General features: G+C 54.4%; 27 protein-coding genes. 18 read left to right on the forward strand and 9 right to left on the reverse strand.

The annotated features are described in order from the left end of the window. Positions 1–8 precede the first annotated feature (8 nt). Complete coding sequence (gene fadA, locus A6R74_RS04220) at positions 9–1,187, forward strand: acetyl-CoA C-acyltransferase FadA (RefSeq protein ID WP_064233217.1); 1,179 nt, start codon at positions 9–11, stop codon at positions 1,185–1,187. 94 nt (positions 1,188–1,281) lie between these two features. On the opposite strand, the gene A6R74_RS04225 is transcribed toward fadA, so the two are convergent. Next, the gene (locus A6R74_RS04225; protein ID WP_064233218.1) at positions 1,282–2,370 is read right to left on the reverse strand and encodes a histone deacetylase family protein; all 1,089 of its coding nucleotides are present in this window, start codon (positions 2,368–2,370) and stop codon (positions 1,282–1,284) included. A 118-nt stretch (positions 2,371–2,488) separates the two neighbouring features. Next, positions 2,489–2,965 carry a flavodoxin family protein gene (locus tag A6R74_RS04230; protein WP_064233219.1) on the reverse strand — a complete coding sequence of 159 codons (477 nt, stop codon included), beginning with the start codon at positions 2,963–2,965 and terminating at the stop codon, positions 2,489–2,491. A gap of 92 nt (positions 2,966–3,057) precedes the next feature. Here A6R74_RS04230 and A6R74_RS04235 point away from each other — a divergent pair, with 92 nt between their 5' ends. The 3 genes from A6R74_RS04235 to A6R74_RS04245 all read left to right on the forward strand — a co-directional run bounded on the left by A6R74_RS04235 (position 3,058) and on the right by A6R74_RS04245 (position 4,434). Beyond that, the gene (locus A6R74_RS04235) at positions 3,058–3,432 is read left to right on the forward strand and encodes a thiol-disulfide oxidoreductase DCC family protein (protein WP_064233220.1); all 375 of its coding nucleotides are present in this window, start codon (positions 3,058–3,060) and stop codon (positions 3,430–3,432) included. 69 nt (positions 3,433–3,501) lie between these two features. Further along, complete coding sequence (locus A6R74_RS04240; protein WP_064233221.1) at positions 3,502–3,978, forward strand: YbhB/YbcL family Raf kinase inhibitor-like protein; 477 nt, start codon at positions 3,502–3,504, stop codon at positions 3,976–3,978. Between the two features lie 114 nt (positions 3,979–4,092). Next, positions 4,093–4,434 (forward strand): zinc ribbon domain-containing protein YjdM, encoded by a 342-nt coding sequence (locus A6R74_RS04245; RefSeq protein ID WP_064233222.1) that lies wholly within the window; start codon positions 4,093–4,095, stop codon positions 4,432–4,434. A 78-nt stretch (positions 4,435–4,512) separates the two neighbouring features. On the opposite strand, the gene A6R74_RS04250 is transcribed toward A6R74_RS04245, so the two are convergent. Then, on the reverse strand, positions 4,513–4,713 hold the full coding sequence (locus A6R74_RS04250) for a putative motility protein (protein ID WP_064233223.1): 201 nt from the start codon (positions 4,711–4,713) through the stop codon (positions 4,513–4,515). A gap of 297 nt (positions 4,714–5,010) precedes the next feature. Here A6R74_RS04250 and A6R74_RS04255 point away from each other — a divergent pair, with 297 nt between their 5' ends. The 7 genes from A6R74_RS04255 to A6R74_RS04285 all read left to right on the forward strand — a co-directional run bounded on the left by A6R74_RS04255 (position 5,011) and on the right by A6R74_RS04285 (position 11,842). Next, positions 5,011–5,475, forward strand: a complete 465-nt coding sequence (locus tag A6R74_RS04255; RefSeq protein ID WP_007113117.1) for an SUF system Fe-S cluster assembly regulator — start codon at positions 5,011–5,013, stop codon at positions 5,473–5,475. Between the two features lie 78 nt (positions 5,476–5,553). Next, entirely contained in the window at positions 5,554–6,996 is a 1,443-nt protein-coding gene (sufB, locus tag A6R74_RS04260; protein WP_064233224.1) for a Fe-S cluster assembly protein SufB, read from the forward strand. Positions 6,997–7,069: 73 nt separating this feature from the next. After that, the gene (gene sufC, locus A6R74_RS04265) at positions 7,070–7,819 is read left to right on the forward strand and encodes a Fe-S cluster assembly ATPase SufC (RefSeq protein WP_064233225.1); all 750 of its coding nucleotides are present in this window, start codon (positions 7,070–7,072) and stop codon (positions 7,817–7,819) included. Continuing rightward, entirely contained in the window at positions 7,816–9,156 is a 1,341-nt protein-coding gene (gene sufD, locus A6R74_RS04270) for a Fe-S cluster assembly protein SufD (protein WP_064233226.1), read from the forward strand. The genes sufC and sufD overlap by 4 nt, the downstream gene beginning before the upstream one ends. 26 nt (positions 9,157–9,182) lie before the next feature. Beyond that, entirely contained in the window at positions 9,183–10,481 is a 1,299-nt protein-coding gene (locus tag A6R74_RS04275) for a cysteine desulfurase (protein ID WP_064233227.1), read from the forward strand. Positions 10,482–10,517: 36 nt separating this feature from the next. Beyond that, on the forward strand, positions 10,518–11,087 hold the full coding sequence (gene sufT, locus A6R74_RS04280) for a putative Fe-S cluster assembly protein SufT (protein WP_064233228.1): 570 nt from the start codon (positions 10,518–10,520) through the stop codon (positions 11,085–11,087). A gap of 32 nt (positions 11,088–11,119) precedes the next feature. After that, the gene (locus A6R74_RS04285) at positions 11,120–11,842 is read left to right on the forward strand and encodes a SanA/YdcF family protein (protein ID WP_064233229.1); all 723 of its coding nucleotides are present in this window, start codon (positions 11,120–11,122) and stop codon (positions 11,840–11,842) included. Here A6R74_RS04285 and A6R74_RS04290 read toward each other — a convergent pair. The 4 genes from A6R74_RS04290 to A6R74_RS04305 form a co-directional block, all read right to left on the reverse strand. Beyond that, positions 11,839–12,285, reverse strand: coding sequence for a hypothetical protein (locus tag A6R74_RS04290; protein WP_064233230.1), 447 nt, complete (start codon positions 12,283–12,285; stop codon positions 11,839–11,841). The genes A6R74_RS04285 and A6R74_RS04290 overlap by 4 nt on opposite strands. 87 nt (positions 12,286–12,372) lie before the next feature. Then, a complete protein-coding gene (gene rimK / locus A6R74_RS04295) occupies positions 12,373–13,281 on the reverse strand; it encodes a 30S ribosomal protein S6--L-glutamate ligase (protein WP_064233231.1) in 909 nt (302 codons plus the stop codon). A gap of 41 nt (positions 13,282–13,322) precedes the next feature. Further along, on the reverse strand, positions 13,323–13,763 hold the full coding sequence (locus tag A6R74_RS04300; RefSeq protein ID WP_064233232.1) for an ATP-dependent zinc protease family protein: 441 nt from the start codon (positions 13,761–13,763) through the stop codon (positions 13,323–13,325). 36 nt (positions 13,764–13,799) lie between these two features. Further along, positions 13,800–14,837 (reverse strand): DUF3549 family protein, encoded by a 1,038-nt coding sequence (locus A6R74_RS04305; protein ID WP_064233233.1) that lies wholly within the window; start codon positions 14,835–14,837, stop codon positions 13,800–13,802. A 328-nt stretch (positions 14,838–15,165) separates the two neighbouring features. Between A6R74_RS04305 and A6R74_RS04310 the strand changes: the two genes are divergently transcribed. After that, a complete protein-coding gene (locus tag A6R74_RS04310; RefSeq protein ID WP_064233234.1) occupies positions 15,166–15,498 on the forward strand; it encodes a YqcC family protein in 333 nt (110 codons plus the stop codon). Positions 15,499–15,630: 132 nt separating this feature from the next. On the opposite strand, the gene A6R74_RS04315 is transcribed toward A6R74_RS04310, so the two are convergent. Continuing rightward, entirely contained in the window at positions 15,631–16,257 is a 627-nt protein-coding gene (locus A6R74_RS04315) for an OmpW/AlkL family protein (RefSeq protein WP_064233235.1), read from the reverse strand. Positions 16,258–16,528: 271 nt separating this feature from the next. Here A6R74_RS04315 and A6R74_RS04320 point away from each other — a divergent pair, with 271 nt between their 5' ends. From A6R74_RS04320 to A6R74_RS04345, 6 genes are all read left to right on the forward strand, one after another. Then, the gene (locus A6R74_RS04320; protein ID WP_205634139.1) at positions 16,529–17,077 is read left to right on the forward strand and encodes an NADAR family protein; all 549 of its coding nucleotides are present in this window, start codon (positions 16,529–16,531) and stop codon (positions 17,075–17,077) included. 131 nt (positions 17,078–17,208) lie between these two features. Then, on the forward strand, positions 17,209–17,823 hold the full coding sequence (locus A6R74_RS04325) for a hypothetical protein (RefSeq protein ID WP_064233236.1): 615 nt from the start codon (positions 17,209–17,211) through the stop codon (positions 17,821–17,823). A 226-nt stretch (positions 17,824–18,049) separates the two neighbouring features. Then, entirely contained in the window at positions 18,050–18,316 is a 267-nt protein-coding gene (locus tag A6R74_RS04330; RefSeq protein ID WP_082906595.1) for a hypothetical protein, read from the forward strand. Positions 18,317–18,412: 96 nt separating this feature from the next. Further along, positions 18,413–18,778: a hypothetical protein gene (locus tag A6R74_RS04335; RefSeq protein ID WP_064233238.1), complete on the forward strand. Its 366-nt coding sequence runs from the start codon at positions 18,413–18,415 to the stop codon at positions 18,776–18,778. A 17-nt stretch (positions 18,779–18,795) separates the two neighbouring features. After that, on the forward strand, positions 18,796–19,359 hold the full coding sequence (locus A6R74_RS04340) for a hypothetical protein (RefSeq protein WP_064233239.1): 564 nt from the start codon (positions 18,796–18,798) through the stop codon (positions 19,357–19,359). A 54-nt stretch (positions 19,360–19,413) separates the two neighbouring features. Next, positions 19,414–19,806 (forward strand): hypothetical protein, encoded by a 393-nt coding sequence (locus A6R74_RS04345; RefSeq protein WP_064233240.1) that lies wholly within the window; start codon positions 19,414–19,416, stop codon positions 19,804–19,806. A gap of 122 nt (positions 19,807–19,928) precedes the next feature. On the opposite strand, the gene putA is transcribed toward A6R74_RS04345, so the two are convergent. Beyond that, positions 19,929–23,585, reverse strand: a complete 3,657-nt coding sequence (gene putA, locus A6R74_RS04350) for a bifunctional proline dehydrogenase/L-glutamate gamma-semialdehyde dehydrogenase PutA (protein WP_064233241.1) — start codon at positions 23,583–23,585, stop codon at positions 19,929–19,931. Positions 23,586–23,663: the final 78 nt, after the last annotated feature.

Raw genomic sequence — 23,663 nt, forward strand, 5'->3', positions numbered from 1 at the left:
GAAATAAGATGAGTTTGAATCCGAGAGATATTGTGGTGGTTGACGGTGTCCGTACCGCCATGGCGAAGGCCAAAAATGGTGCTTTTCGCAACGTCCGCGCTGAAAATCTTTCTGCAGCGGCAATGCAGGCGCTATTTACCCGTAATCCTAATCTAGATCCTTCTGAAGTGGATGACGTGATCTGGGGCTGTGTGAACCAGACGCTTGAGCAGTCGATGAACATCGCTCGCAATGCGGCGATTATGACCGGCATTCCACGTTCGGTGCCTGCGCAAACCGTTAACCGTTTGTGCGGTTCTTCGATGACGGCGCTGCATATCGCCGCCGCCAATATCAAAGCGGGTATGGGCGATTTCTTTATCATCGGCGGCGTTGAGCACATGGAGCACGTCCCCATGGCCCACGGCGTTGACGTAAACCCGGCCGCCAGCAAATATGCCGCCAAAGCGGCAATGATGATGGGCCTGACCGCCGAACTGCTGGGTAAGATGCACGGCGTTTCCCGTGAAGAGCAGGACAAATTCGGTGTTCGTTCTCACCAGCGTGCCCAGGCGGCGATGGAGAAGGGTTACTTTGACAACGAAATTATCGGTGTTGAAGGCCACGATCAGCGCGGCTTCAGGGTGATGGTTCAGCGTGATGAGGTTATCCGCCCTGATTCAACCCTGGAGTCTATGGCGAGCCTCAAGCCGGTATTTGACCCGCGTAACGGTACTGTGACCGCGGGTACGTCCTCGGCACTTTCCGTGGGAGCTTCGGCGATGGCGGTGATGAGCTACGAGCGCGCTCAAGCGTTGGGCTTAGAACCTATTGCACGAGTGCTTTCGACCGGCGTGGCAGGCTGCGATGCGTCCATTATGGGCTATGGCCCGGTGCCCGCGTCTAAGAAAGCGCTGAAGATCGCCGGTCTCTCCGCGGCGGATATCCAAACCGTTGAACTCAATGAAGCCTTTGCCGCACAGGGTATCCCGGTGCTGAAAGATCTCGGCTTCCTGGATGCAATGGATGACAAAGTGAACCTCAACGGTGGTGCCATTGCCCTTGGCCACCCGCTGGGCTGTTCGGGGTCGCGTATCTGTACCACGCTGCTTAACGTTATGCAGCAGCGCGATACCACCCTGGGCTTGGCGACCATGTGTATTGGTATGGGGCAGGGCGTTGCGACGGTGTTTGAACGCTTGAAATAATCACCTCGTTTTTCCCAGTTCCACTCAGTACCAGAAAACGGCATCCCTAGGGGTGCCGTTTTTAGCTGTTAAGCAGAAAACAAGTGAAAAGCCGCTATTCAGATTGAAACGCCGAGCGGTGGAAATCTGCCGCGGCTTGGACTTCGGCAATGCCACAGGTATCAGGTACCGGCACAGTGTTGCCTGCTAGCACCGAAAGTACGGCTCTGGTGCCGTTGGCCAAGGACTCCAGGTTGTAGCCGCCCTCTAAGACAAACACCAAACGACCATCGCAATGCTGTTCGGCTAGCTGTTGTAAAAAACCGGTTAAAGCGCCAAACCCTTGATAGGAGACATTCAGCGCTAAATCGTGCCAGTGGGGGTCAAAGCCGGCAGAAACCAAAATAATATCGGGCTTAAACCAAGCCGCAGCCGGGGCGAGAATGTCGTGAAATGCCTTTAGAAAAGCCTCATCGCCAGCCCCGGCGGGAAGCGGTACGTTGATGGTGGTGCCTTCAGCTAAACCAGCGCCCACTTCTTCCAGGTGGCCAGAGCCAGGGTAGAAGGGGGCGGCGCGGTGGATATCGAAAAACATCACGTCGGGCTCTGCCCAAAAGATATCCTGGGTGCCGTTGCCGTGATGGGCGTCCCAATCGACGATCAGCACCCGTTCGCAGCCCAGCGCGCTGCGAGCATGGGCCGCTGCCACCGCGACGTTATTGAATAAGCAGAAGCCTCTGGCACGAACGGGTTCGGCGTGGTGCCCCGGTGGGCGTACCAGGGCAAAGGCGCTTTTAGCGCGTTTCTCCATCACCGCCTCTACTGCGGCAATGGCCGTTCCGGCGGCGACTTCGGCGGCATCTACGCTTCCCGGTGAGACCGCCGTAGTGTCGACATCCAACCAGGCATTTTTGCCGCGCAAACTGAAAATATCGCTTAGATAAGAAGTGGTATGCACTCGAGCGAGTTGTTCATGGGTGGCCGCTTTACCCCCTTCAGTTTGCAGACCCGCGATGGGTGCTCGCGCCAGCAGCTGTTGAATAGCTCTTAATCTGCCTGGGTGTTCAGGGTATTTCCACGGCACCGGGAGTCCTGCTAGCAGGTGTCGAATGCGCTTATCGATCCGTTGAGGTAAAAAGTCGGCATCGATGTTGGGTTCGTGAGCGAGAACGCGATCATCATAGAAGGCAATGACATTATGCATAATAGCTACCTAGTGTATGTGCGTTGAGTAACCGCAGTAATGCCAGCAAGGCACTGTAATCTTTCAATCGCACAGTGAGCACGACATGCTTAGCTACAGTAAGGCAGGCTAGTCGTGGTTATACAATGCCACTCTCAACACTAAACGCTAGCGTCATGCTGAGTTCTTCTACCTGTTCTGCAAACGAGGGCTGCCACTCGCCGCGCAAAATGAGCGGTGGCTGTACCCATCGCCAGCGAAGGCCAGTAATAATGCTCTCCACTGCGCGCTGGGTGCCCGTGCCGTCATGCCCTGCGCGAATATAAAGTGCGCAGGGCAACCCCTGCTTTTCTTCAAGTACAGGATAGTAGCTGCGATCAAAAAAATCCTTCAGCGCGCCGCTCATATACCCCAGGTTTTCCGTGGTGCCGAGCAGAACCGCATCGCAGGCCAGCACATCGTCAGGGCCCGCTTCCAGGGGGGCTTTGACCACGCAGTGCACCTGCTCAAGATCAGGGTGGCTAGCGCCTCGGTACGCAGCCTCGCGTAGGGAGAGCGTATTTGCTGAAGGGGCGTGAGCGACAATTAATAGCTGTTTTTTGAACTCAGATGTCATGGCAGTGGCCTAAATGAGCAGTCAATATCCGAAGGTTGCACCCAACGTTGAAAATGCCACACTGATTCAGTGACGTTAACCAGTGAGGCTATATGCCCAGCAAGCCATCGATCAATGTCTTTTACGATGCCCAGTGCCCGCTGTGCCGCCAAGAGCGTCACCGCTATGAACGCTGGTCGGGACGTCATGCTGATGATATTGGCTGGCTTGATGTGAGCGAACATCATCAGGCGCTGCGGGAAAAGGGCGTTGCCCCTGACACAGCGCTGCGTTCTCTGCATATTGAAACCGCGCAGGGCCAACTGATAGAGGGTATCGATGCTTACCGCCTGCTAATGGCGCGTATCCCCTTGCTGGTGCCGGTCGCCTGGGTCATTGGTCTACCGGTAATTAAACCAGGATTGCGAAAGCTATATGATGTTTGGGTAAAGCGCCGCCTGCAGAAACAGGGCAGGTGGCCCACTTAGTATTCTTGCAAAGGTCTCAAAGTCTAGACTGTGTGCGAAACACTCATTAGATAAACCAAGGAGAGAAGCATGGCATTTGCACTTTCATCAATGAAGGTTACCAGCCCAGCGTTTGCTGATCATCAAGCGATCCCTTCTAAACATACAGGAGAGGGCGAAGATGTTTCGCCAGCGCTTGCTTGGCAGGGCGCGCCCGAAGGAACCAAAGGGTTTGCGGTGATCTGCCACGACCCTGACGCTCCGCTGGTCAAGGAAGGCAGCTACGGCTTTGTACACTGGGTGCTTTATAACCTGCCTGGTGATGTTCAAGAATTAACCGAAAAGAGCGCTGTGGGTACTGCCGGCGCTAACGATAAAGGCGATACAGGGTATTGTGGCCCGATGCCGCCAGAGGGTCACGGCAAGCACCTTTACTATTTCTGGGTGCTGGCGCTGGATCATCAAACCTCATTGCCGGAAGGGCTCACGCTGGCTGAATTGCTCAAAGAGGTAGAACCGCACCTACTGGGCATGAACCGCCTGGTCGGCACTTACCAGCGCGATTGAGCTGGCATCTGGCTGGACATTTTGCTTAACCCGTGTAGGCTCCATCGCTTTCTAAGCGCTTGTATTACCCCTTTTTTAAAGCCTTATATATTAGCCAAGTGATGGAGCCTTCTGATGAGTGATCTGCCTAACTGTCCTGCCTGTGCCTCTGAGTTTAGCTACGATGATGGACTGCAGTATGTCTGCCCAGAATGCGGCCATGAGTGGTCAAAGGTAGCAGAAGAGCAGGGCGCTGATGATGCTTCGGGCGTACGTGATGCCAATGGCAATATGTTGGTCGACGGCGATAGTGTCACGGTGATAAAAGATTTGAAGGTTAAGGGCAGTTCCCTGGTAGTTAAAGTGGGTACCAAAGTAAAAAGCATCCGCTTAGTGGACGGCGATCACGATATCGACTGCAAAATTGACGGTATCGGCCCCATGAAGCTCAAATCGGAGTTTGTTAAGAAAGCTTAAAGCCAGTGCAGATAGTCAAAAAAATAGCCCCCTGGCTTTAGCCAGGGGGCTATTTGCTTATCTACCGCCAGATATTAGTTACGCAGTGGTATTAATCTGCGTGCCTACGCTACCGCTGGTGGCCAACTGAGCCTTTGCAGCGCCGTCCATTAGTGCCGTTATCTGTGCTGCTTGTCCATCTAACGCTTCTTTAAAAACGCTGAACTGAGCCTCTTGGACGGTTTGTGCATGTCTCATATCCAGCGTTGCGTTTACCATATTGTTGACTGCTGCATCCATAGTCTTCCTCCTGCAAATAGCGTGATGCCTTACACAGTAGAGGCACCTAATACTCTTTGACGCTAGCAGAGACGGCTCGTCAATGCAAAGCAGGCGATACCCACAGTAATAGCTTTTTTAAATGATAATGATTGCTGTTTTTGATGTGATCAGCGGCGAACGTGCTGTTATTTTGCGTAAATTGCTATCCATTTTGCTCAAGGGCTTCACATCAAATTTATACAGGACTAAAATGGTACTCAATTGACGTGGCAATCATTTGGTTTGCTGCGTACTGATGACATTAAGGGAGTCGACATGCTTAAGCTTTCTCGGCTGACAGACTATGCCGCGGTGGTCATGGCGCAAATTGCCCGCCACCCCGAAGCGTCGCATGCAGCGACAGAGTTAGCTGAGGCCGTGCAGTTGCCCCATCCGACGGTGAGTAAAACGCTCAAAATGCTGGTGCGGGCAGGGCTGCTGGTTTCCCAGCGCGGTGCCCAAGGGGGTTACCGCCTTGCCCGGCCCGCATCGCAGATCACCGCCGCCGATATTATTGCGGCGATTGAAGGCCCCGTCGCCATGACCGAGTGCAGCCAGGCAGAAGGCGATTGTGAGCTTGTGGCTACCTGCGGTGTGGCCGACAACTGGCAAAGGGTCTCACTGGCCATGCGCACGCTGCTTGAAAGTGTGACGCTGGCGCATTTAGCCGATACAGCGCCGATTAAGCTGCCGGTGCAACTGCCTATTCAAACGATCAGCCTGTCGGCAGCGTCTGCATAACAGCAGCGTAAGCACAGCAGGCCCTATTTATTATTAAAGGCGATGACCTCGCCACCCAACTGCCCGGAGGGTATCACCATGGCAAGCGAAGAAATGGAACAGTTGGTTCGTCGCGAATACAAAGATGGCTTTGTAACCGATATTGAGAGCGACACCCTGCCACCTGGCCTGGATGAAAACACCATCGCCTTTATCTCTAACAAGAAAGGCGAACCGGAGTGGATGCTGGAGTGGCGCCTGGATGCCTACCGCCAGTGGCTGAAGATGGAAGCCCCTTCATGGGCGCATCTGGACTATCCGCCGATTGATTACCAATCGATTTCGTATTTCAGTGCGCCGAAGCGTCCAGAAGATCGCCCCCAGAGCCTGGATGAAGTGGATCCTAAGCTGCTGGAAACCTACGAAAAGCTGGGAATTCCGCTGCACGAGCGTGCCGCGTTGGCAGGCGTTGCCGTCGATGCGGTATTCGACTCCGTTTCAGTCGCCACCACCTTCAAAAAGCAGCTTGGCGAAGCAGGCGTGATTTTCTGCTCCATCTCCGAGGCTATCCGCGACTACCCAGAGCTGATCAAACAGTATTTGGGCACCGTGGTTCCTGTGGCAGACAACTACTTCGCGGCGCTGAACTCTGCCGTGTTTACTGATGGTTCCTTTGTGTTCGTGCCGGAAGGCGTGACCTGCCCAATGGAGCTGTCTACGTACTTCCGCATTAACGCGGCCAACACTGGTCAGTTTGAGCGCACGCTAATTATTTGTGAAAGCCGTGCCCAGGTCTCCTACCTGGAAGGCTGTACCGCGCCGATGCGCGACGAGAATCAGCTCCACGCCGCAGTAGTAGAGCTTGTCGCCTTAGACGATGCTTACATCAAATACTCTACCGTTCAGAACTGGTATCCCGGTGACGAGAATGGCGTTGGCGGTATCTATAACTTTGTGACTAAGCGCGGCGATTGCCGTGGTGACCGTTCACGGATTAGCTGGACCCAGGTAGAGACCGGCTCGGCGATTACCTGGAAATATCCTTCCTGTGTACTGCGCGGTAAGGAAAGCATTGGCGAGTTTTACTCTGTGGCCGTTACCAATGGCCGCCAGCAGGCCGATACCGGCACCAAGATGATCCATATTGGCGAAGGCACACGCTCGTATATCGTCGCCAAAGGTATCTCCGCCGGTCGCAGTGATCAGTCCTATCGTGGTCTGGTGAAAATCGGCCCGCGGGCCAAAGGGGCGCGTAACTTCACCCAGTGCGACTCATTGCTGATCGGCGATAAGTGTGGTGCGCATACCTTCCCTTATCAGGAAATTGGCAACAGCACGGCGACCATTGAGCACGAGGCGACGACCTCAAAAATCGGTGAAGACCAGCTGTTCTATTGCCAGAGCCGCGGTATCTCCGAAGAGGACGCCGTCAGCATGATTGTTAACGGCTTCTGTAAAGACGTCTTCCAAGAGCTGCCCATGGAGTTCGCCGTTGAAGCCGAAGCGCTGCTCAATGTGACCCTGGAAGGCGCGGTCGGCTAACCGCTGGTCATTTATTTTACTTAACTATATTAGCGTCGCCGTAGCGACTCGCCAGAATCAGAAGGTAATCAATATGTTGCAAGTGAATGATTTACACGTCTCCGTCGAAGGTAATGAAATCCTCAAAGGCCTTACCCTGACCATCAAGGCAGGGGAAGTGCATGCCATTATGGGGCCGAACGGTGCGGGTAAATCGACTCTATCCGCGGTGATTGCCGGTAAAGATGGCTACGAAGTCACCCAAGGCACGATTACCTTTGAAGGCAAAGACGTGCTCGAGATGGAGATTGAAGAGCGCGCCCAGGCCGGTTTACTACTGGGTTTCCAGTACCCGGTGGAGATTCCAGGGGTAAAAAACATCTACCTGCTAAAGGCTGCGCTTAATGCCCAGCGCGTCGCCCGTGGTGAAGGCGAAATGCCCGCACCCGAGTTTATGAAACTGGTCAAAGAGAAGCTGGGCTTCATGAAAATGGATGCCAGCTTCCTCCAGCGCGCTGTTAACGAAGGTTTCTCTGGCGGTGAAAAAAAGCGCAACGAGATCCTGCAAATGCTGGTGCTTCAGCCGAAGCTCGCCATGCTGGATGAGATCGATTCGGGTTTGGATATCGATGCCATGAAGGTCGTCGCCGATGGCGTTAACAGCCTGCGCGCTGAAGACCGGGCCATTCTGCTGGTGACTCACTATCAGCGCCTGCTGGATTACATCGTGCCGGATAAGGTTCACGTCCTGGTCGATGGCCGTATCGTTAAAACCGGTGACGCTGAGCTTGCGAAGCAGCTGGAAGCCAATGGATACGAAGGTATCGAGGAGTCTGTGGCATGAGCGATACGCAAACCTTTTTAGATACGCTGAAGGCGCGCAGCTCGAACTACACGGCGGAGCCCACCTGGATCGCTGCGCGCCGCCAGGCGGGCGCTGCGCGTTTTGAAGCGCTGGGTTTCCCCACTCGTCGTGACGAAGAGTGGAAGTACACCGATGTGCGCTCGATCGCCCAGGGTAACTTTGCCCTCGCCGACAACGCCGAGTTCTCACAGGCGAGTGCCGCGGCGCTAACGCTGCCGATTGATGCTTACCGCCTGACGTTTGTGGATGGCGTTTTCTCATCGGCGCTTTCGGATGTGGATTCACTGCCGTCAAGCGTTCAAGTGTTACCGCTTTCCAAAGCGCTAGCAGAGAATCACGAAGCCGTGGGTGGCCCGCTGGGGCGTTTAACCGGGGTCGATTTTTCGCCCTTCGCCGCGCTAAACACCGCCTTTATGGAAGAGGGTGCCGTGGTGCGCATCGCACCGGGAACCGTGGTTGAGAAACCCATCCTGCTGCAGTTTCTGTCCCGTGCCGGTCAGCCGGTGATGTGTCACCCGCGAGTACTGGTGGAAGCTGGGGGGCGCAGCGAGGCTACAGTGATTGAGCACTACACCGGCGAAAGCGAAGCGACTAACTTCACCAACGTAGTTGGCGAGCTGATGCTTGATCGTGGCGCTATTCTGGCCCACTACAAGCTGCAGGAAGCGCCGCTGGGTGATATGCACGTGGCAAGCATCCACGTCGAGCAAAGCCGCGATACCCGCTATACCTCCTACAACCTGAGCTTGGGCGGCGCGCTGGTGCGCAACGACCTGATCAGCGATTTGAACGGCCAGGGTGCAGAAACCAACTTCCTGGGGCTGTTCTTTGGTCAGGGTCGTCAGCACGTCGATAACCACACCAAGGTAAACCACAATGCGCCGCTGACGTTCTCCAATGAGAACTACAAGGGCATTCTGGATGACCGCGCCCACGGGGTGTTTAACGGCAAGGTGTACGTCAAGCGCGATAGTCAGAAGATTGAAGGTTTCCAGAGCAATCAAAACCTACTGCTATCGGATCGCGCCCACATCGATGCCAAGCCTGAGCTTGAGATCTACGCGGATGACGTCAAGTGCTCACACGGCACCACCACGGGTCAGTTAGACGAAGAGGCGATCTACGCGCTGCGTACTCGCGGTATTGATGAAGCCACTGCCCGGGGGCTGCTAACGCTCGCTTTTGCTGGCGAGGTGTTGGACAAAGTGACTCTGGATGCAATTGCTGAGCGTGTTGAGTTAGCGGTCGCTGGCAAACTGCCCGAGCGCTTCAATCTTGCCGGGCTTGTCGAAACGGCTGTCTCACTTAACGACTAGCGCCACTACCCAATCAGGAGCGTCTGATGCCACATTCCGTTATTGAGCCAACGCCTAGCCCTTTGAAAAATAGCCCTTTACAAACAAGCCCTTTGCAAGCGGCGACTTTTGATGTTATGGGCTTGCGCCAGGACTTTCCGGTGCTGGCCCGTGAGGTGCATGGCAAACCGCTGATCTATTTAGACAACGCGGCAACCAGCCAGACACCTCAGCAGGTGATTGATGTGTTTAGCGATTACTACTCGCGCTATAACGCCAATATTCACCGTGGGTTGCATACCCTAGCCGATGAGGCGACGGCGGCGTTTGAAGGCACGCGGCAACGGGTTAAGGCGTTCCTTAATGCGGAAGATGCGCGTCAGATCATCTTTACCCGTGGCACCACCGAAGCGATTAATCTGGTCGTTCATAGCTGGGGGCGTACAAACCTTGCTCCCGGTGATGAAGTGCTGATTTCCATGCTTGAGCACCACTCCAACATTGTGCCCTGGCAACTGCTGGCCGCCGAGATTGGCTTTACCATCAAGGTGATTCCCGTTGAGGCAAACGGCGCCCTGGATATGGCCGCTTACCGCGAGCTGCTGAGTGAGCGCACTAAGCTGGTGGCGGTTAACCATGTCTCTAACGCCCTGGGTACCGTTAACCCAGTGCAAGAAATGGCAACGCTCGCCCATCAGCAGGGTGCGCTGATTCTGATTGATGGCGCTCAGGCAGCACCGCATCAAGTGGTTGATGTGCAGGCCATCGACGCCGACTTCTATGCCTTCTCCGGCCATAAAGTATATGGGCCGACCGGTGTTGGTGTGCTTTATGGCAAGCAAGCACTGCTTGAAGCCATGCCGCCCTGGCAGGGCGGTGGCGAGATGATCAGCACCGTCTCCTTTGATGCGGGCACCACCTTTGCCGCGATTCCGCATAAGTTTGAAGCGGGCACGCCCGCGATTGCGGAGGTCATCGCCCTGGGCCGAGCTCTTGAGTGGATGGAGAGCACGGGTATCGCCGCCATCGGCACCTGGGAAGGGCAACTGCTTGACCACGCGACTCAGGCCGTTGGCCAGATCGATGGGCTGCGTATTTTAGGCACCGCGCCGCAAAAAACAGGGGTATTATCCTTTGTGGTGGAGGGGGCTCACGCGCAAGATATCGGCCTGCTGATCGATCAGCTCGGCGTTGCTATTCGCACCGGCCACCACTGTGCACAGCCGTTATTGCATCACTTCGGGGTCGACGCGACGTGCCGTGCGTCATTTGCGGCGTATAATACCCTTGATGAAGTGGATCGCTTTGTTGAAGCACTCCAGCGTGTCATTGGCATGGTGCGTTAAGGTCGGTTCTGTAAGGATCGTCATTTAAGGACAGTTATGGATTTTGAGCAAGTTGCCAGCCTCGAACGTGGCCAACAGTTGCCGCTCCAGCGCGATGTGGAGGCTATTGCCATTCCGTTTGGTAGTACGGAAACACTGGCTGAAGATAGCGTTGTTAGCGTTATGCAGGCGAAAGGTAGTACGGTAAGCGTTGGCTTTGAGGGGCGACTCTACCTGATAGAAGGGAGCAACCTGGATGCTCTGGGGCTTGAGCCGCTACCACGCCCTACGTTGCCCGAAACGGCTAGCGAGGAAGAAATCGAGCAGTTCGTGTGGGAACAGCTACGTACCTGCTTTGACCCAGAGATCCCGGTCAATATCGTTGATCTGGGTTTGGTTTATGGTTGCCGCATCGAGCGCCTTATCAGCGGTGAGCGGCTTGTGACTATTCGCATGACGCTGACGGCGCCCGGCTGTGGGATGGGCGATGTAATCGCGGCAGATGCGCGCAATAAGATTCTCGGTGCGCCGCAGATCAGCAAAGTGCACACCGAAATACTCTTCAGCCCGCCCTGGAGCCGTGACATGATGAGTGACGAGGCCAAGCTTGAACTCGGCATGTTTTAGGCCTGCCGGGTTAAGCCCGGCTGGGGAGCTGGATGTATAACGCGTTATTGACGTGGTCGAAGCGTTTTTTAATGTCGCTAGGAGCGCTATTGCTGCTGGCGACATTGCTGTTTATAGGTGGCAATTTTTGGGTGTTAGCGACGACCGCCGCTTATATTGAGCGTCAGCCGCAGCAGTGTCGCCCGGCAGAGGTGGGAATTGTCTTTGGCACGTCTCACTGGACACGAGGAGGAGGGCGGAACCCTCACTTTCACGCGCGTATGCGAACCGCGGCTACTTTAATCGAACAGTCCCAAGTCGAGCATCTTTTGCTTTCAGGGGATAATCGTACCCAAGCGTATAACGAGCCACGGGCAATGTGGCGCGAGCTGCATCGACGCGGGGTCGCTTCTGAACAGTTGACCATGGATTTTGCAGGCTTTAGTACCTACGATACGCTAGCGCGTGCCCGGGATGTCTTCCAGTTGGAGAAAGCCCTGTTGATCACTCAGAGCTGGCATCTTCCCCGCGCGGTCTATATTGGTCGTGAACTAGGTATCGATGTCACTGGCTGTGTGGCGGATGACCCTACGGTAACGGTAGGATGGCGTTTAAAACTGCGCGAATGGGCGGCGCGCGTGGCTACCCTAGGCGATCTCTACATATGGGGGAGGGAGCCCTATTTTCTCGGTACCCCCGAGCCCATTGAGCTGCCCAGGCGGGCGCCCATCGACCTTATTCTGCCTTCGCTAAACGAGCGCTTTGCAGCTCCTTAACGATGCGTTTTGCGTTTCTGCAGCGCATATAGCTCGCGGATAAGCTTACGGCACCCCTGCATACACTCCTCTACCACCGGTTCGATCGGATCAGGTAATGGATGGGTATACAACGAGGAGAGCGCCTGCATTAATACACGCTCTTGCTCCAACAGCTCATTGATTAGCACTTGGCTATCGTTGCCGACAAAGCTTTTTAGACGGCTCCACAGCCATAAAAAATCATCGCGCTCAACGTCCGCATCCCGGGGCAGCATTTTCAAATGCGCACGGGCAAGCTCCTGCAACTGGCGCATCTGCTTAAGCCGTGCAGCATAGTGCGGCTTTAAAGCGTCACGCAGCGAGGGGCGCAGGCGTTCAATATTGTCTTGGAAATAATCAATGCTATCGGCCAGCGCTTCCAATACGCTGTCCATCGCCACTTGGCGATTATCGAGAAACATGAGCGTCTACCTCCTTCGGTGACGCAGATTGTGGGGGTGACAGCGACGATTTGCCACCCCCGAAGCGGATTATTTTAATATTTTGCCTTAGCCTTTAGGCTTGGGCGGCGCTTTACGGGCTGGCGTGGCGTTTCTTTCAATGTGTTCAATAATCATTCCGGCAATATCTTTGCCGGTAGCGCTCTCAATGCCCTGTAAACCAGGCGAGGAGTTAACCTCCATAATCACCGGGCCGTGATTAGAGCGTAGCAAGTCGACACCGGCAACGCGCAATCCCATGGCCTTTGCCGCACGAATGGCGGTAGAGCGCTCTTCCGGGGTGATTCGGATCACGCTGGCGGAGCCACCGCGGTGTAGGTTCGAGCGAAACTCGCCATCCGCCGCCTGACGCTTCATCGAGGCGACGACCTTATCGCCGATCACGAAGCAACGAATATCAGCGCCACGCGCCTCTTTGATGTACTCCTGCACCATGATATTGGCCTTCATGCCCATGAACGCCTGGATTACTGATTCTGCTGCTTGGTTGGTTTCTGCCAACACCACGCCAATTCCCTGAGTACCTTCAAGCAGCTTGATGACCAACGGTGCACCTTTGACCATGGTGATCAAATCAGGAATATCGTCAGGCGAGTGGGCAAAGCCGGTAATTGGCAACCCCAACCCTTTGCGAGACAGCAACTGCAGTGAGCGCAGTTTATCCCGTGAGCGGGTAATGGAGACGTTATCGTTGATAACGTAGGTGCCCATCATCTCAAACTGACGCAACAGCGCGCAGCCGTAAAAAGTGACCGATGCGCCAATGCGCGGGATCACTGCATCGAAAGGCTCAATCTCCTGGCCTTTATAGTGAATCGAAGGGTGATGCGAGGTAATGCTCATATAGCAGCGCAGCGTGTCCACCACGCGGGCGGTGTGCCCACGCTGCTCTGCGGCTTCAACCAAGCGGCGAGTAGAGTACAGATTGCGATTGCGTGACAGCAGAGCGATATGCATTTAAAGGACTCCGAGCCTAGATTAAGGCAACTAATAAGGGGTTAAGGCTCACCGTGCAAAAATGCAGCGCCGGGGGCTACTAGCAGGCGGCGCATGGCGCGGCGTCCTAGTAGCATTGGGTGACGCATATTGCTGCGGTCAGTAAGCGACAGTTCAACAGGAAAGTTCAAATCGCCCATCTGCATGGGAGTACGTATAACATAACGCCACTCGCTATGACCGTTGGAGCTGGTGACCTGGCGCCGATCATGCAAGTGCAATCTGTAGCGGTGGGCCGGCGTGTCCGGGCCGCCACTGTGGGTGATAAAACTTACCCACAGTTGACCATGTTCATCTTCATGTGTCTCTATCTCTTCTGCATGCAGCGCAGAAGTACGTGCGCCAGTGTCTGCTTTACAGCATAGGTGAAGCCCTAGCTCAGGTAGCGTCACCATCTCGCGGCGGCCAATGACCGCTTTGGCCTGATAGGGTAATTCCTTCACTGCTCACTCCTTGCAATTAAAAGTGACAACATCAAATCATATATTCCTGTGTGACATCATCAGGTTCAAACGGCGTTGAATATGCGAGCCTTCAGGCGCATCCCGCAATGCCATCATGACCGGTAAACGTAGTCGTGGTATTAACGCTATATCACGCACTACGGCGGCAAAGTCGCTGCGCTCATCTTCTGCCAAGCGTTGCAGAAAAAGTGGCAGGCGCTGAGCGTCTTCCAGATAGCTCCAACCGCGCCCGGCGATGGCCGCTAGCACATCCGGCCCGCAGGCCGCTGTGTCATTGAGCAAGGCCGTGTACCAACTGCCCACCGCTGAAGCCTCCGTATTCCCCACTGCGCGCAGACAGGCACACAGGGTTTCAATGTCGCCTAATTGGGCGGCGGCTTCACCGCGCCGCTGCAGTGCGTCGACCAACGCCTGTGGCAAGGGCTGGTGCTCTAAACAGTAGCACAGGGAGTGAATCACGGTGGTTGGCAGGTCAGGCAGTCGCATCGCTAGCGATTCAGCCTCAGCCGTTTCCATACGCACAGCGTAATCGGCAATCCCCTGTAACCCCAAGGCCTGCCAGTCAATCGTTTGTTGGCCGCTTAAGTAGGCCTCAACCGGCTCAAAATGCTGGCTGGCTGGCAGCCCCTTATCATGGGTTGCGCGAGCATTGAGCATAGCCTGAAAAGTGACACTAGGCGTGAAAGCGAGAGGATTATCCTTCATTAAGTGATCCACGTCCGCTGTTTCTTCACGGCCTACCTGGGAAACGGCGCGGCCGAGCGTTTCCAGTAGGCGATTTAAAAACGCATCGCGCTGGGCAGGAGCAATTATGCCCTGCTCATCCAGCGGCAGGGCCAGGAACCAAATGGCTGGTTCGGGCATATCGCCAAGCCGAAACACGATGGCGAGGCGCGCCTGGCCCTGCCAGGGTTCTGGCCAAGCTATTTCGCCACTTTCAAAAGTAGCCAACGATTCCCGTGGGCAGGGGATGACGTGGCGCCCCATATGGTAAAGGGAAACCTCGCCACCGCTGCGGGTGAAAAACTCATCAAGGGTTTGAATTGGTTGCATGACATCCTTCCGCGTTGCAAGCATGCACTCTACCTTGCTGATGTGGCACTGTCAGCCGCAGTAACTGATAAAACATAGTGTTAATGACACTACCGTAAGGTATTGGCATTAATGACAATGCGGTTAAAAATTAATCAACTTTGCCAAAGCCCCATGAGAGCACGCGCTGCGACACCTTTCCATAGTTTATCCACAGGCTCGTGCAGGTTTTCTGTGAGTCTATGGATAACTCCCCGCAAGCGTTGATAGGTGGCAAGGTGCCCGCCGAGCGGGGATAATGGGCAGTCGATACACTTATTCATTTTCCAAGGTAGTGACAAGCGACTTTATGAGTACTTATCAACCGCTGCAGACAGCGCTTTTAGAGCTTGAAGCGTCGATGAAAGCCGCCGATTTATGGCGCATGCCAACACCCGATGCAGAGGCATTCGCCAGCCAGCAGCCGTTTTGCATCGACACCATGTCGCTGCCGCAATGGATACGCTTTGTGTTTATTGCCCGCTTGAACGCTTTGATTGATGCCCGTGCCGCCATGCCCGCAAAGTGCGAGGTCGCGCCCGCCGTGGCAGCCTACTTGCAGCAGGAAAAAACACCTGCCCACCATCAACTGCTCATCGTGCGGGCAGTAGAGAAAGTCGACCAGATCGTTACCGAGAGCTGATAGAAAGCTTTGAAAGGGAAGCGCTGATAGGAAATCGTTGGAGGTAGGGTACGTAGAGTAATAGCAACGAAAAGCCTGCCAGAAAGGCAGGCTTTTGGGGATAACTTTTAAAGAGGCGATTTTACCGACGGCTTAGAAGCGGTAACTCAGCCCGGCCATGACCACGAGAGGATCGATCTCAACGGTACCTGCTGCCGCACCGTTAACGCTGGCATCGGTATCGATGTCGAGATACCAGGCCGCGGCGTTCAGCGCCCAGTGGTCATCAATAAGTAGATCGACACCTACTTGACCCGCCGCGCCCCAGGAGTCATCCAGCTCTAAATCACCAATCGTCAGCTCCTCATCGGAGAAGAAGGTGTAGTTAACACCCGCGCCGACATAGGGCTGTACGCGTGACTGAGTGCCGCCCAGTGGGTAGTACTGCAGCGTTAGGGTAGGTGGTAAGTGCTTGGTCGAGGCGATATTAGCGCCGTTCAAATGAATATCGTGTTCAAACGGCAGCGCCGCTAGAAGCTCCACGCCGACTTTATCGTGAAAGCGATAGCCCAGGGTGAACGCGAAATTGGTTTCATCCTGTACATCCACGGACAGCGCACCGTTGGCCAGCGAGCCGTTGTCGCTTTTAGGGGCGACCTTGGCAACACCAACGCGGGTGAAAAAGTCGCCAGCGCCGTAGGCGAATGCCTGGCTGCTGGTCATCAGAGCCGCAGCGGCAACAGTAGTTACAAGTAGGGTAGGCAGGGCGGCTTTACGCATGGGTTCACTCCTGGTGTTAAAGCAGATAGTTTCAAACGATTAGTAGCAAAACGGGACGGCCTTTCGATAGCCACTTAACGATGAAGCCAGTGTAACGAGACCCAGGGAGTGGATTATTGATCTAGGGCAAGGGTTGTTAGACACGAATCCAAAACAACGTTATCAGGGGTAGGGGGGCGCCCGATTATGTTCCATTGGTAAAAATGGCTTAAAATCATAACGTACGCCTGAACGATATGTTCATCAAAATTAGAAGCGATGTGGTGCCGATGTGAATATTAGAACGAGAGAGGAATTGATAGATCACATCAATCACGGAAACACTGTGAAATATGTGTTCTTTTGGGGCCACCAAAAGCCAAAGTCGGGTGTTTCAGCGTCATGTTTCAGCCAGTGGTATGAGTCACCTTTTGTCAAAGGGAATCAGACCTACTTAACTGCAGAGCACTACATGATGGCGAAAAAAGCTGAGCTTTTTGGCGATGAAATTGCGAGGAGAAAAGCGCTTTCTAGCAAAACCCCCGGAGAAGCAAAAAAAATGGGGCGTAGCGTTGTTGGTTTCAATAAAGATATTTGGGTTGAAATTAGGTTTGAAATTGTTGTTTCGGCTAACTTGGCTAAGTTCTCTCAAAACCCAGAGCTGAAAGCGTTCTTACTCAATACTGGAGATAGGGTTCTAGTGGAAGCGAGCCCTGTAGACAAAATTTGGGGTATTGGATTGGCCGCCGATGATCCAGCGACATCTGATCCATATAAATGGCAAGGTCTAAATTTGCTAGGTTTTGCGTTAATGTGTGTGCGTGATCAGCTAAAGTGCTAACTCACACTGAACAACCAGCCATAGCGAAAAAGCTATACGGTGCAAGGCGTTAAAGGTCAGTGACCGCTCGCTAGATCCCGCGCCGCAACAACCTGCCCCCTGAGATGTGAATTACCACCTGAGTTATAAATATGCCTTTAGTTAAATTGAATCTTCCCCGGCCCGATGAGCTGCGCAATGGTTGGGCCGCATTCGCTGCCGTTTTAGCTGCGAGAGGTTGGGGGGCTGATGTATACGCGACTCCGAACGAATGGCTGTACCACGATGGAGGCGGCAACTGGGTTTGTTTACGCTTTAATAGTAATCATCAAGCAGTCATGATAGGCCACGATCATGAATATACTGAGACTTATTTTAAGGAAGCGGCAAAATACTTTGACGAGGAGGAAACAGATTTATTAGCGGGGGCACCTGAGTGGTGGAGCTTCAACCTAAGCCCATTGCCGTTTGGCGAGTGGATAGGTTTTATTTATGGTTGGGATGGTGATACATGGCATAGAGCTGAATACAACCTATCTGATGGTTTTGATAGTGTAGGGCTGCTAAAAGCATGCTCCTTAAATGGAACTGACTTGCTAAGAGATATTGCTTCTGATGCCCCAGGATTAAATGGAAAACCACCGTCCCAAGATGCACTTGATGCCCTAGTTTCTGCCGGCCCTGAGATTACATATGAGCAGCTAGAGATGGTAGTGCCTGGATGGGATATTGATGCTGGTTTGGCCGCTGCAAGAAAATTTGCATAACAAGGCGCTGTTGCTGGAATGTGCTTCCGTGGCGCTACAAAGCACTCATAAAACTATATATTAGGCAATCAAAATGGGCAGAAAGCTATCCTTAACAAGATGTTACGCCAGACGCCATGTGTAAACTAATATGAAGCGAAAATGCCCACTATACAAAATTAAACTTGGGGTGAAAGGCCAACAGCCTCCGGCCTATGTTCGCGCTATAAGCGAACATAGGATTCATATGGGTGGTGCGTTTGAGCAATTAGATTTAGATAGTGTAATTGCCTTCACCCCAAAAGGAAGGGTGGAGAAAAATTCTAAACTAATTGATTTAATGCTCAAGCTAAATGCACGTGGTGTGGTATTCAGCTACGACCCGAAATCCATGGTTTCGCCTAGTTGGTTTATGGCACGTCTCCAAGATCAAGGGAAACTACTGGGGCCTTACAAAGAGATCTCATGGCGTGCCCCAAATTTATGGTTGCTAACAACGTATGAGCTTGTATAAAACAGATAACCAAACGTACCAATACGTAATCTGCGGTTGGCGGATGATTGCAAGCTCACGTAGTTTTGCTTTGTGTTAGAACTCAAAGGAGATTTAATGAAGTATCTGATGTCCGTTTTGGTTTTGATTATTTTGTTGACTGGGTGTGATTTTAAAAAGGAGGCTGATCAAAAATTTGGTGATCAGCACTTTAAAACAGCTATTTCCTTGATAGAACTACATAAAACTCGCTTTGGAGAGTATCCCAGTAATCTTTCAGAGTTAATGTTTATTGGGGATTGGGATCAAATCGCTCTGCAATCGGTTCAATACTCTAAAGTTGAAGATGGCTATGCATTGACGCTACGCCGTGGCTGGGTAGGCAAGCCAGAATTACACTATCCTGCCGATTTTTGGCAAGGGTTGGGGATTAAAGGTGCTGACAATTTAATTCAGCCAGATACTAAAGCATCGGCTGATTAAGACACTATGAGTGAACCATGATTGAAGAATTGCGCAAAAAATTAAAAACCCTGGCTCTACTCGACGCGGTAATCGAACAAGAGTGGCAATACAGATATTTTTCTTACAATTCACACTGGTCTGACTCAGAAGAAATGGGATCGCTCCGTGACGGATGCGGAGGGGAGTGGTTTCTTTGGATCTCGGGAGATCTTGCTGGTTACAAGTGCTTAAGCCCAGAAGACGGGCTAATGCCTGACTTGAAGGAGGCAATAGAAAGAGTGCCCAGTGCATATGAAAACTTCATCACTGAGCCAGCGTTTAGTATGAATCAGGCTACATGCATTTGGTTTCTGAAAAATTCAAAGTGGGTAAAGTATGGCAGGTCTGTAAAGTCGTTAATTGACCTTGAAGCCATATCTACTTGGATGCCTAATGATTACTGTGTATGGGCAGCAGAGCATTACGAGCGTGAAATAGATCTTGGGGCTACTGTAAAAATATTTAAAGGGGAATTTAGCGAAGAAATTGCTCAAATATTAAACCCCAAGATAGTAATGAGTGAGTTACTGGCTGAGTTATCAGAAATAGGCGTCAGCTAGTAACAAATAGTTTTGCCGAAAAAATCCGCAGCGATCCGAGTGTTAGGTGTAGGCATGGACTGGACTGATTTGGAGCAATTCAGAGGCATTGACCTACATGACTCGTTTATCCTGGGCTGGCGTCACCTTGAGCGGCATGTCATTTTCGAACTTGAAGCCAGCATCTGGCCTGAGTCTGAACATTATATGCTTCCCAAGCCTGGCGAATATACGTGCTACCGCAGAGCTACGTTGGCATTCCAGAACATCATTGAATGCGTTGGGCTACCTCCTATGGATTCGGCGCCGAAGTGCGAAGATACCTCAGGAGAGGTCGATTTTGGCAATTTTGACTCGCTGAAGATATTGAGCACAGGTTTTGAGTGTTCAGGAGATTTTGGAACGATTTATGTTAAGGGTGGAGAGCTTAGCTTTGAAGTCCATACACAACCGGTTCTGTCGAGGTGACTAACCATTGGTCGCTGAGACATTGATCAGTATTTTCTTAGTCTGGGGGAGGGTGAGCGGCATTAACGAGCCGCTCACCTCCTAATTACCTATTGCCGCAAAGTGCCTACATAGGCACTGACCTATTCAGCCGTTGCCAACAGACTGGCGTTACCACCCGCCGCAGTCGTGTCGATGCACAAATGTCGTTCCACCACGTAACGATCCGGCGAGATGGTTTGGGTCTCAAGCGGTATGATGGCGCCGTCGCGCTTTGCAAGCGCAATACGCAGCTCACGTGTCCAGTCGCTGTCGCCAGCGGCAGCGACCGCTGCGATGCCTTTAACCTCGCTCAACGTCTCGGCTGAAACGCTGCCATCGAGTCCGGCTACTGGTGCCCCTGCATCGATCAGCGGTTTCATAGCCTGCTCGGCACCTGGGGCGACTACGAGAGCCCCGCAACCTGCACCGAGGGCCTGTGCGGCCTGGGCAATGGCGATATCCAGGGTTGGCCCTAGACACAGCACCACGCCCTTCGGGTACATCGCCAGGCGGTTGCTCTCACCCGTTGGCCCCGGCAGGGTCTGCGGCGTCATGTCCAGCGCTGCCGCTTCGGCAAGCGCCTTGCGGATCACGCCGTTTTTGCCAGAAAGCGCCTTACGCAGCACTTCGATGCGATTGGGTCGTACCGCCCAGTTACGGGCATCCAGCCCATCAAGGGCCGACTGGAGATCGTCAAGTGATACGGCTGTTCCTTCTGGCGCCTCAACGTGCTCCGCGTCTGCGGTGCGGCGGAAGCGCGTCACGTAGAGCGGGCCACCGGCCTTAGGCCCGGTGCCTGAGAGGCCCTCGCCGCCGAACGGCTGGGAGCCAACGATGGCGCCGATTTGATTACGGTTGACGTAGACGTTGCCGACATGAATGCGCTCAACGATTTGCTGCACGCGATCGTCGATACGGGTATGCAGGCCGAAGGTCAGCCCGTAGCCTTTGCCATTGATATCGTCGACCACCTTGTCGATATCACGCGCCTTAAAGGTAGCCACGTGTAGCACAGGGCCAAAGATTTCACGTTCGAGATCCTCAATACCGCCGACTTCTACGACTGCCGGGGTGACGAAGGTGCCGGTTTCTGGTGCAGCCAATTTCTTCAGCACCTTGCCGTTCTTCTCGTGTGCCGCCACATAGTCGTTGATCTCGGTCTGGGCGTCGGCGTCAATGACCGGTGATACGTCGGTATCGGTATTCCAGGGGTCACCAATGGTGAGTGCATCCATGGCCCCGTAGAGCATATTGAGCAACCGGTCGCGGGCTTCTTCCTGGACATACAGCATGCGCAGCGCGGAACAGCGCTGACCGGCCGACTGGAAGGAAGAGATCAGGATATCGCGAACTGCCTGCTCGGTGAGCGCCGTGGAGTCGACGATCATGGAGTTGAGTCCACCGGTCTCGGCGATCAGCACGGCATCAGGCCCCGCGTTCTCGGCCAGCGCCTTGTGGATGATCTGCGCCACCGGAGTTGAGCCGGTAAAGCAAACACCTGCAATGCGTGGGTCGCTGGTCAGCGGGCCGCCTACCGTTGGGCCGTCGCCCGGCAACAGCTGCAGGGCCGCTTCCGGCAGGCCAGCTTCGCGCATCAGCTCGACGGCGCGTGCAGCGATCAGCGGCGTTTGCTCGGCAGGCTTGGCGAGCACCGCGTTACCAGCCACCAGGGCGGCAGCGATCTGGCCGGTGGTAATCGCCAGCGGGAAGTTCCACGGGCTAATGCAGACGAAGATACCGCGGGCGCTGCCGGGTTCTTCGGCCTCCAGCCGCTCGCCTTCGTTGGCGTAGTAGCGCAGGAAATCCACTGCTTCGCGCACTTCAGCGATACCGTCGAACATCATTTTGCCCGCTTCGCGGGTGGTGATCACGGTTAGCTCGGCGATGTGCTCCTCGTAAAGATCGGCGGTGCGGCGCAGTACTGCTGCGCGCTCGGCCACCGGGCGTGCAGACCACTCTTTGAAGCCTTGCTCAGCGGCGTCGAGAGCAGTGGCGACCTCTTCCGGGGTGGCTTCATGCACCTTGCCGATTACCCGCGAATCGTCGGCGGGGGAGAGGGCATCGCGCGCCGGGCCCTGGGGAGCGGGGTTGCCTACCAGCATCGGGCCTGCGATCCATGTGGCGTCGGCAAACGCTTCGCGGGCATTAAGCAGCGGCAGGATCGAGGCAGGCTCGTTGATGCGGTAGCCCTTGGAGTTCTTGCGATCAGGCTCAAACAACTCGCCGGGCTGGCGGATCAACGGGCTTGAGACGTCGTTGCCGAGCTGCTTAAAGCCTTCGATGGGATCTTTTGAGACGTCGCTTGCCGGAATTGAGCTATCCACCACTTGATTAACAAAGGAGGAGTTTGCCCCGTTCTCCAGCAGGCGGCGAACCAGATAGGCGAGCAGGTCGCGGTGAGCGCCAACCGGGGCGTAAATACGGCAGTGGGTGCCTTCTGTCTCTTTAACAATATGGTGTAGCGATTCGCCCATGCCGTGCAGGCGCTGGAACTCGTAGCTATCCTTGTCGTCACCCGCCATCTCGGCTACGGCAGCGCAGGTGTGGGCGTTGTGGGTGGCGAACTGGGGATAGATGCGATCGCGACGATCGAGCAGCATCTGGGCGCAGGCCATGTAGCTGACGTCGGTGTTGACCTTGCGGGTGAAAACCGGAAATGTTTTCACACCCATTTCCTGGGACAGCTTGATCTCGGTATCCCAATAAGCGCCTTTTACCAGGCGTACCATAATCTTGCGGTTGTATCGCTCGGCCAGTTCGTAGAGTGTCTCAATCACTGGCGCAGCGCGGCGCCCGTAGGCCTGCACGACCACCCCAAAACCATCCCAGCCATCGAGGCTGGGGTCGGCCATCAGCGCTTCGATCACGTCGAGGGACAGATCCAGCCGGTCTTGCTCTTCGGCGTCGATATTGAAACCGATATTGGCCTTGGCCGCCTGCTGCACCAACGCTTTGGCGCGGGGCAGAAGTTCCGCCATTACCGTGTCACGGTGGGTGTATTCATAGCGCGGGTGTAGCGCCGAGAGCTTCACCGAAATACCGGGGCTCCCGCGCACGTCGCCTTTGGCCTGCTCGGCGATGGCGGTAATCGCCTTGGCATACGCTTCATGATAACGCACGGCATCTTCGTCGGTGCGCGCCGCTTCGCCCAGCATATCGTAGGAGTAGGTGTAGCCCTGTTTCTCCAGCTCACGGGCATTCTTCATGCCCTCTTCGATGGTTTGGCCGAGCACAAACTGGCGGCCAAGAATCTTCATCGACTGACCAACCGCTTTACGCACTACCGGCTCGCCCATGCGACGTACCAGGCCCCGCAGCGCCCGCGTCGGGCCTTTCGGATCTTCTTCCAACACCTTGCCGGTTAGCAGCAGCGCCCAGGTCGAGGCATTGACCATGGATGACGAAGATTTGCCCAGGTGCGCGCCCCAGTCGGAGGGCTCGATCTTGTCGTGGATCAGGTCGTCAATGGTTTCGGCATCGGGCACTCGCAACAGCGCTTCTGCCAAACACATCAGGCCGACGCCCTCGGTGGTCGAGAGCCCGTACTCGGCCAGGAACGCTTCCATCATCGAAGGCGACCTTTCCTTGCGCACACGCTCTACGTACTTGGCGCCCACGGCAGCGACTTTCTTGCGGTCATCCTCCGACAGCTTGATACGCTCGACAAGCCCGTGCAGCACATCTGCCTCATTGGCGTCGTAGTGGCTGCGAATGCGCGAGCGTAGATCACTCACGTCGCTATGCAGATGATCGTTCATACAGGGTCTCTCCTTGCTAGCCGACACTCAGGCGTTGCTGCGTCGGTTAGGATGTAGTCATACTTTTACAGCAAACAA

This window comes from Halomonas sp. ALS9 (assembly GCF_001651035.1).
Taxonomy (GTDB): Bacteria; Pseudomonadota; Gammaproteobacteria; order Pseudomonadales; family Halomonadaceae; genus Vreelandella.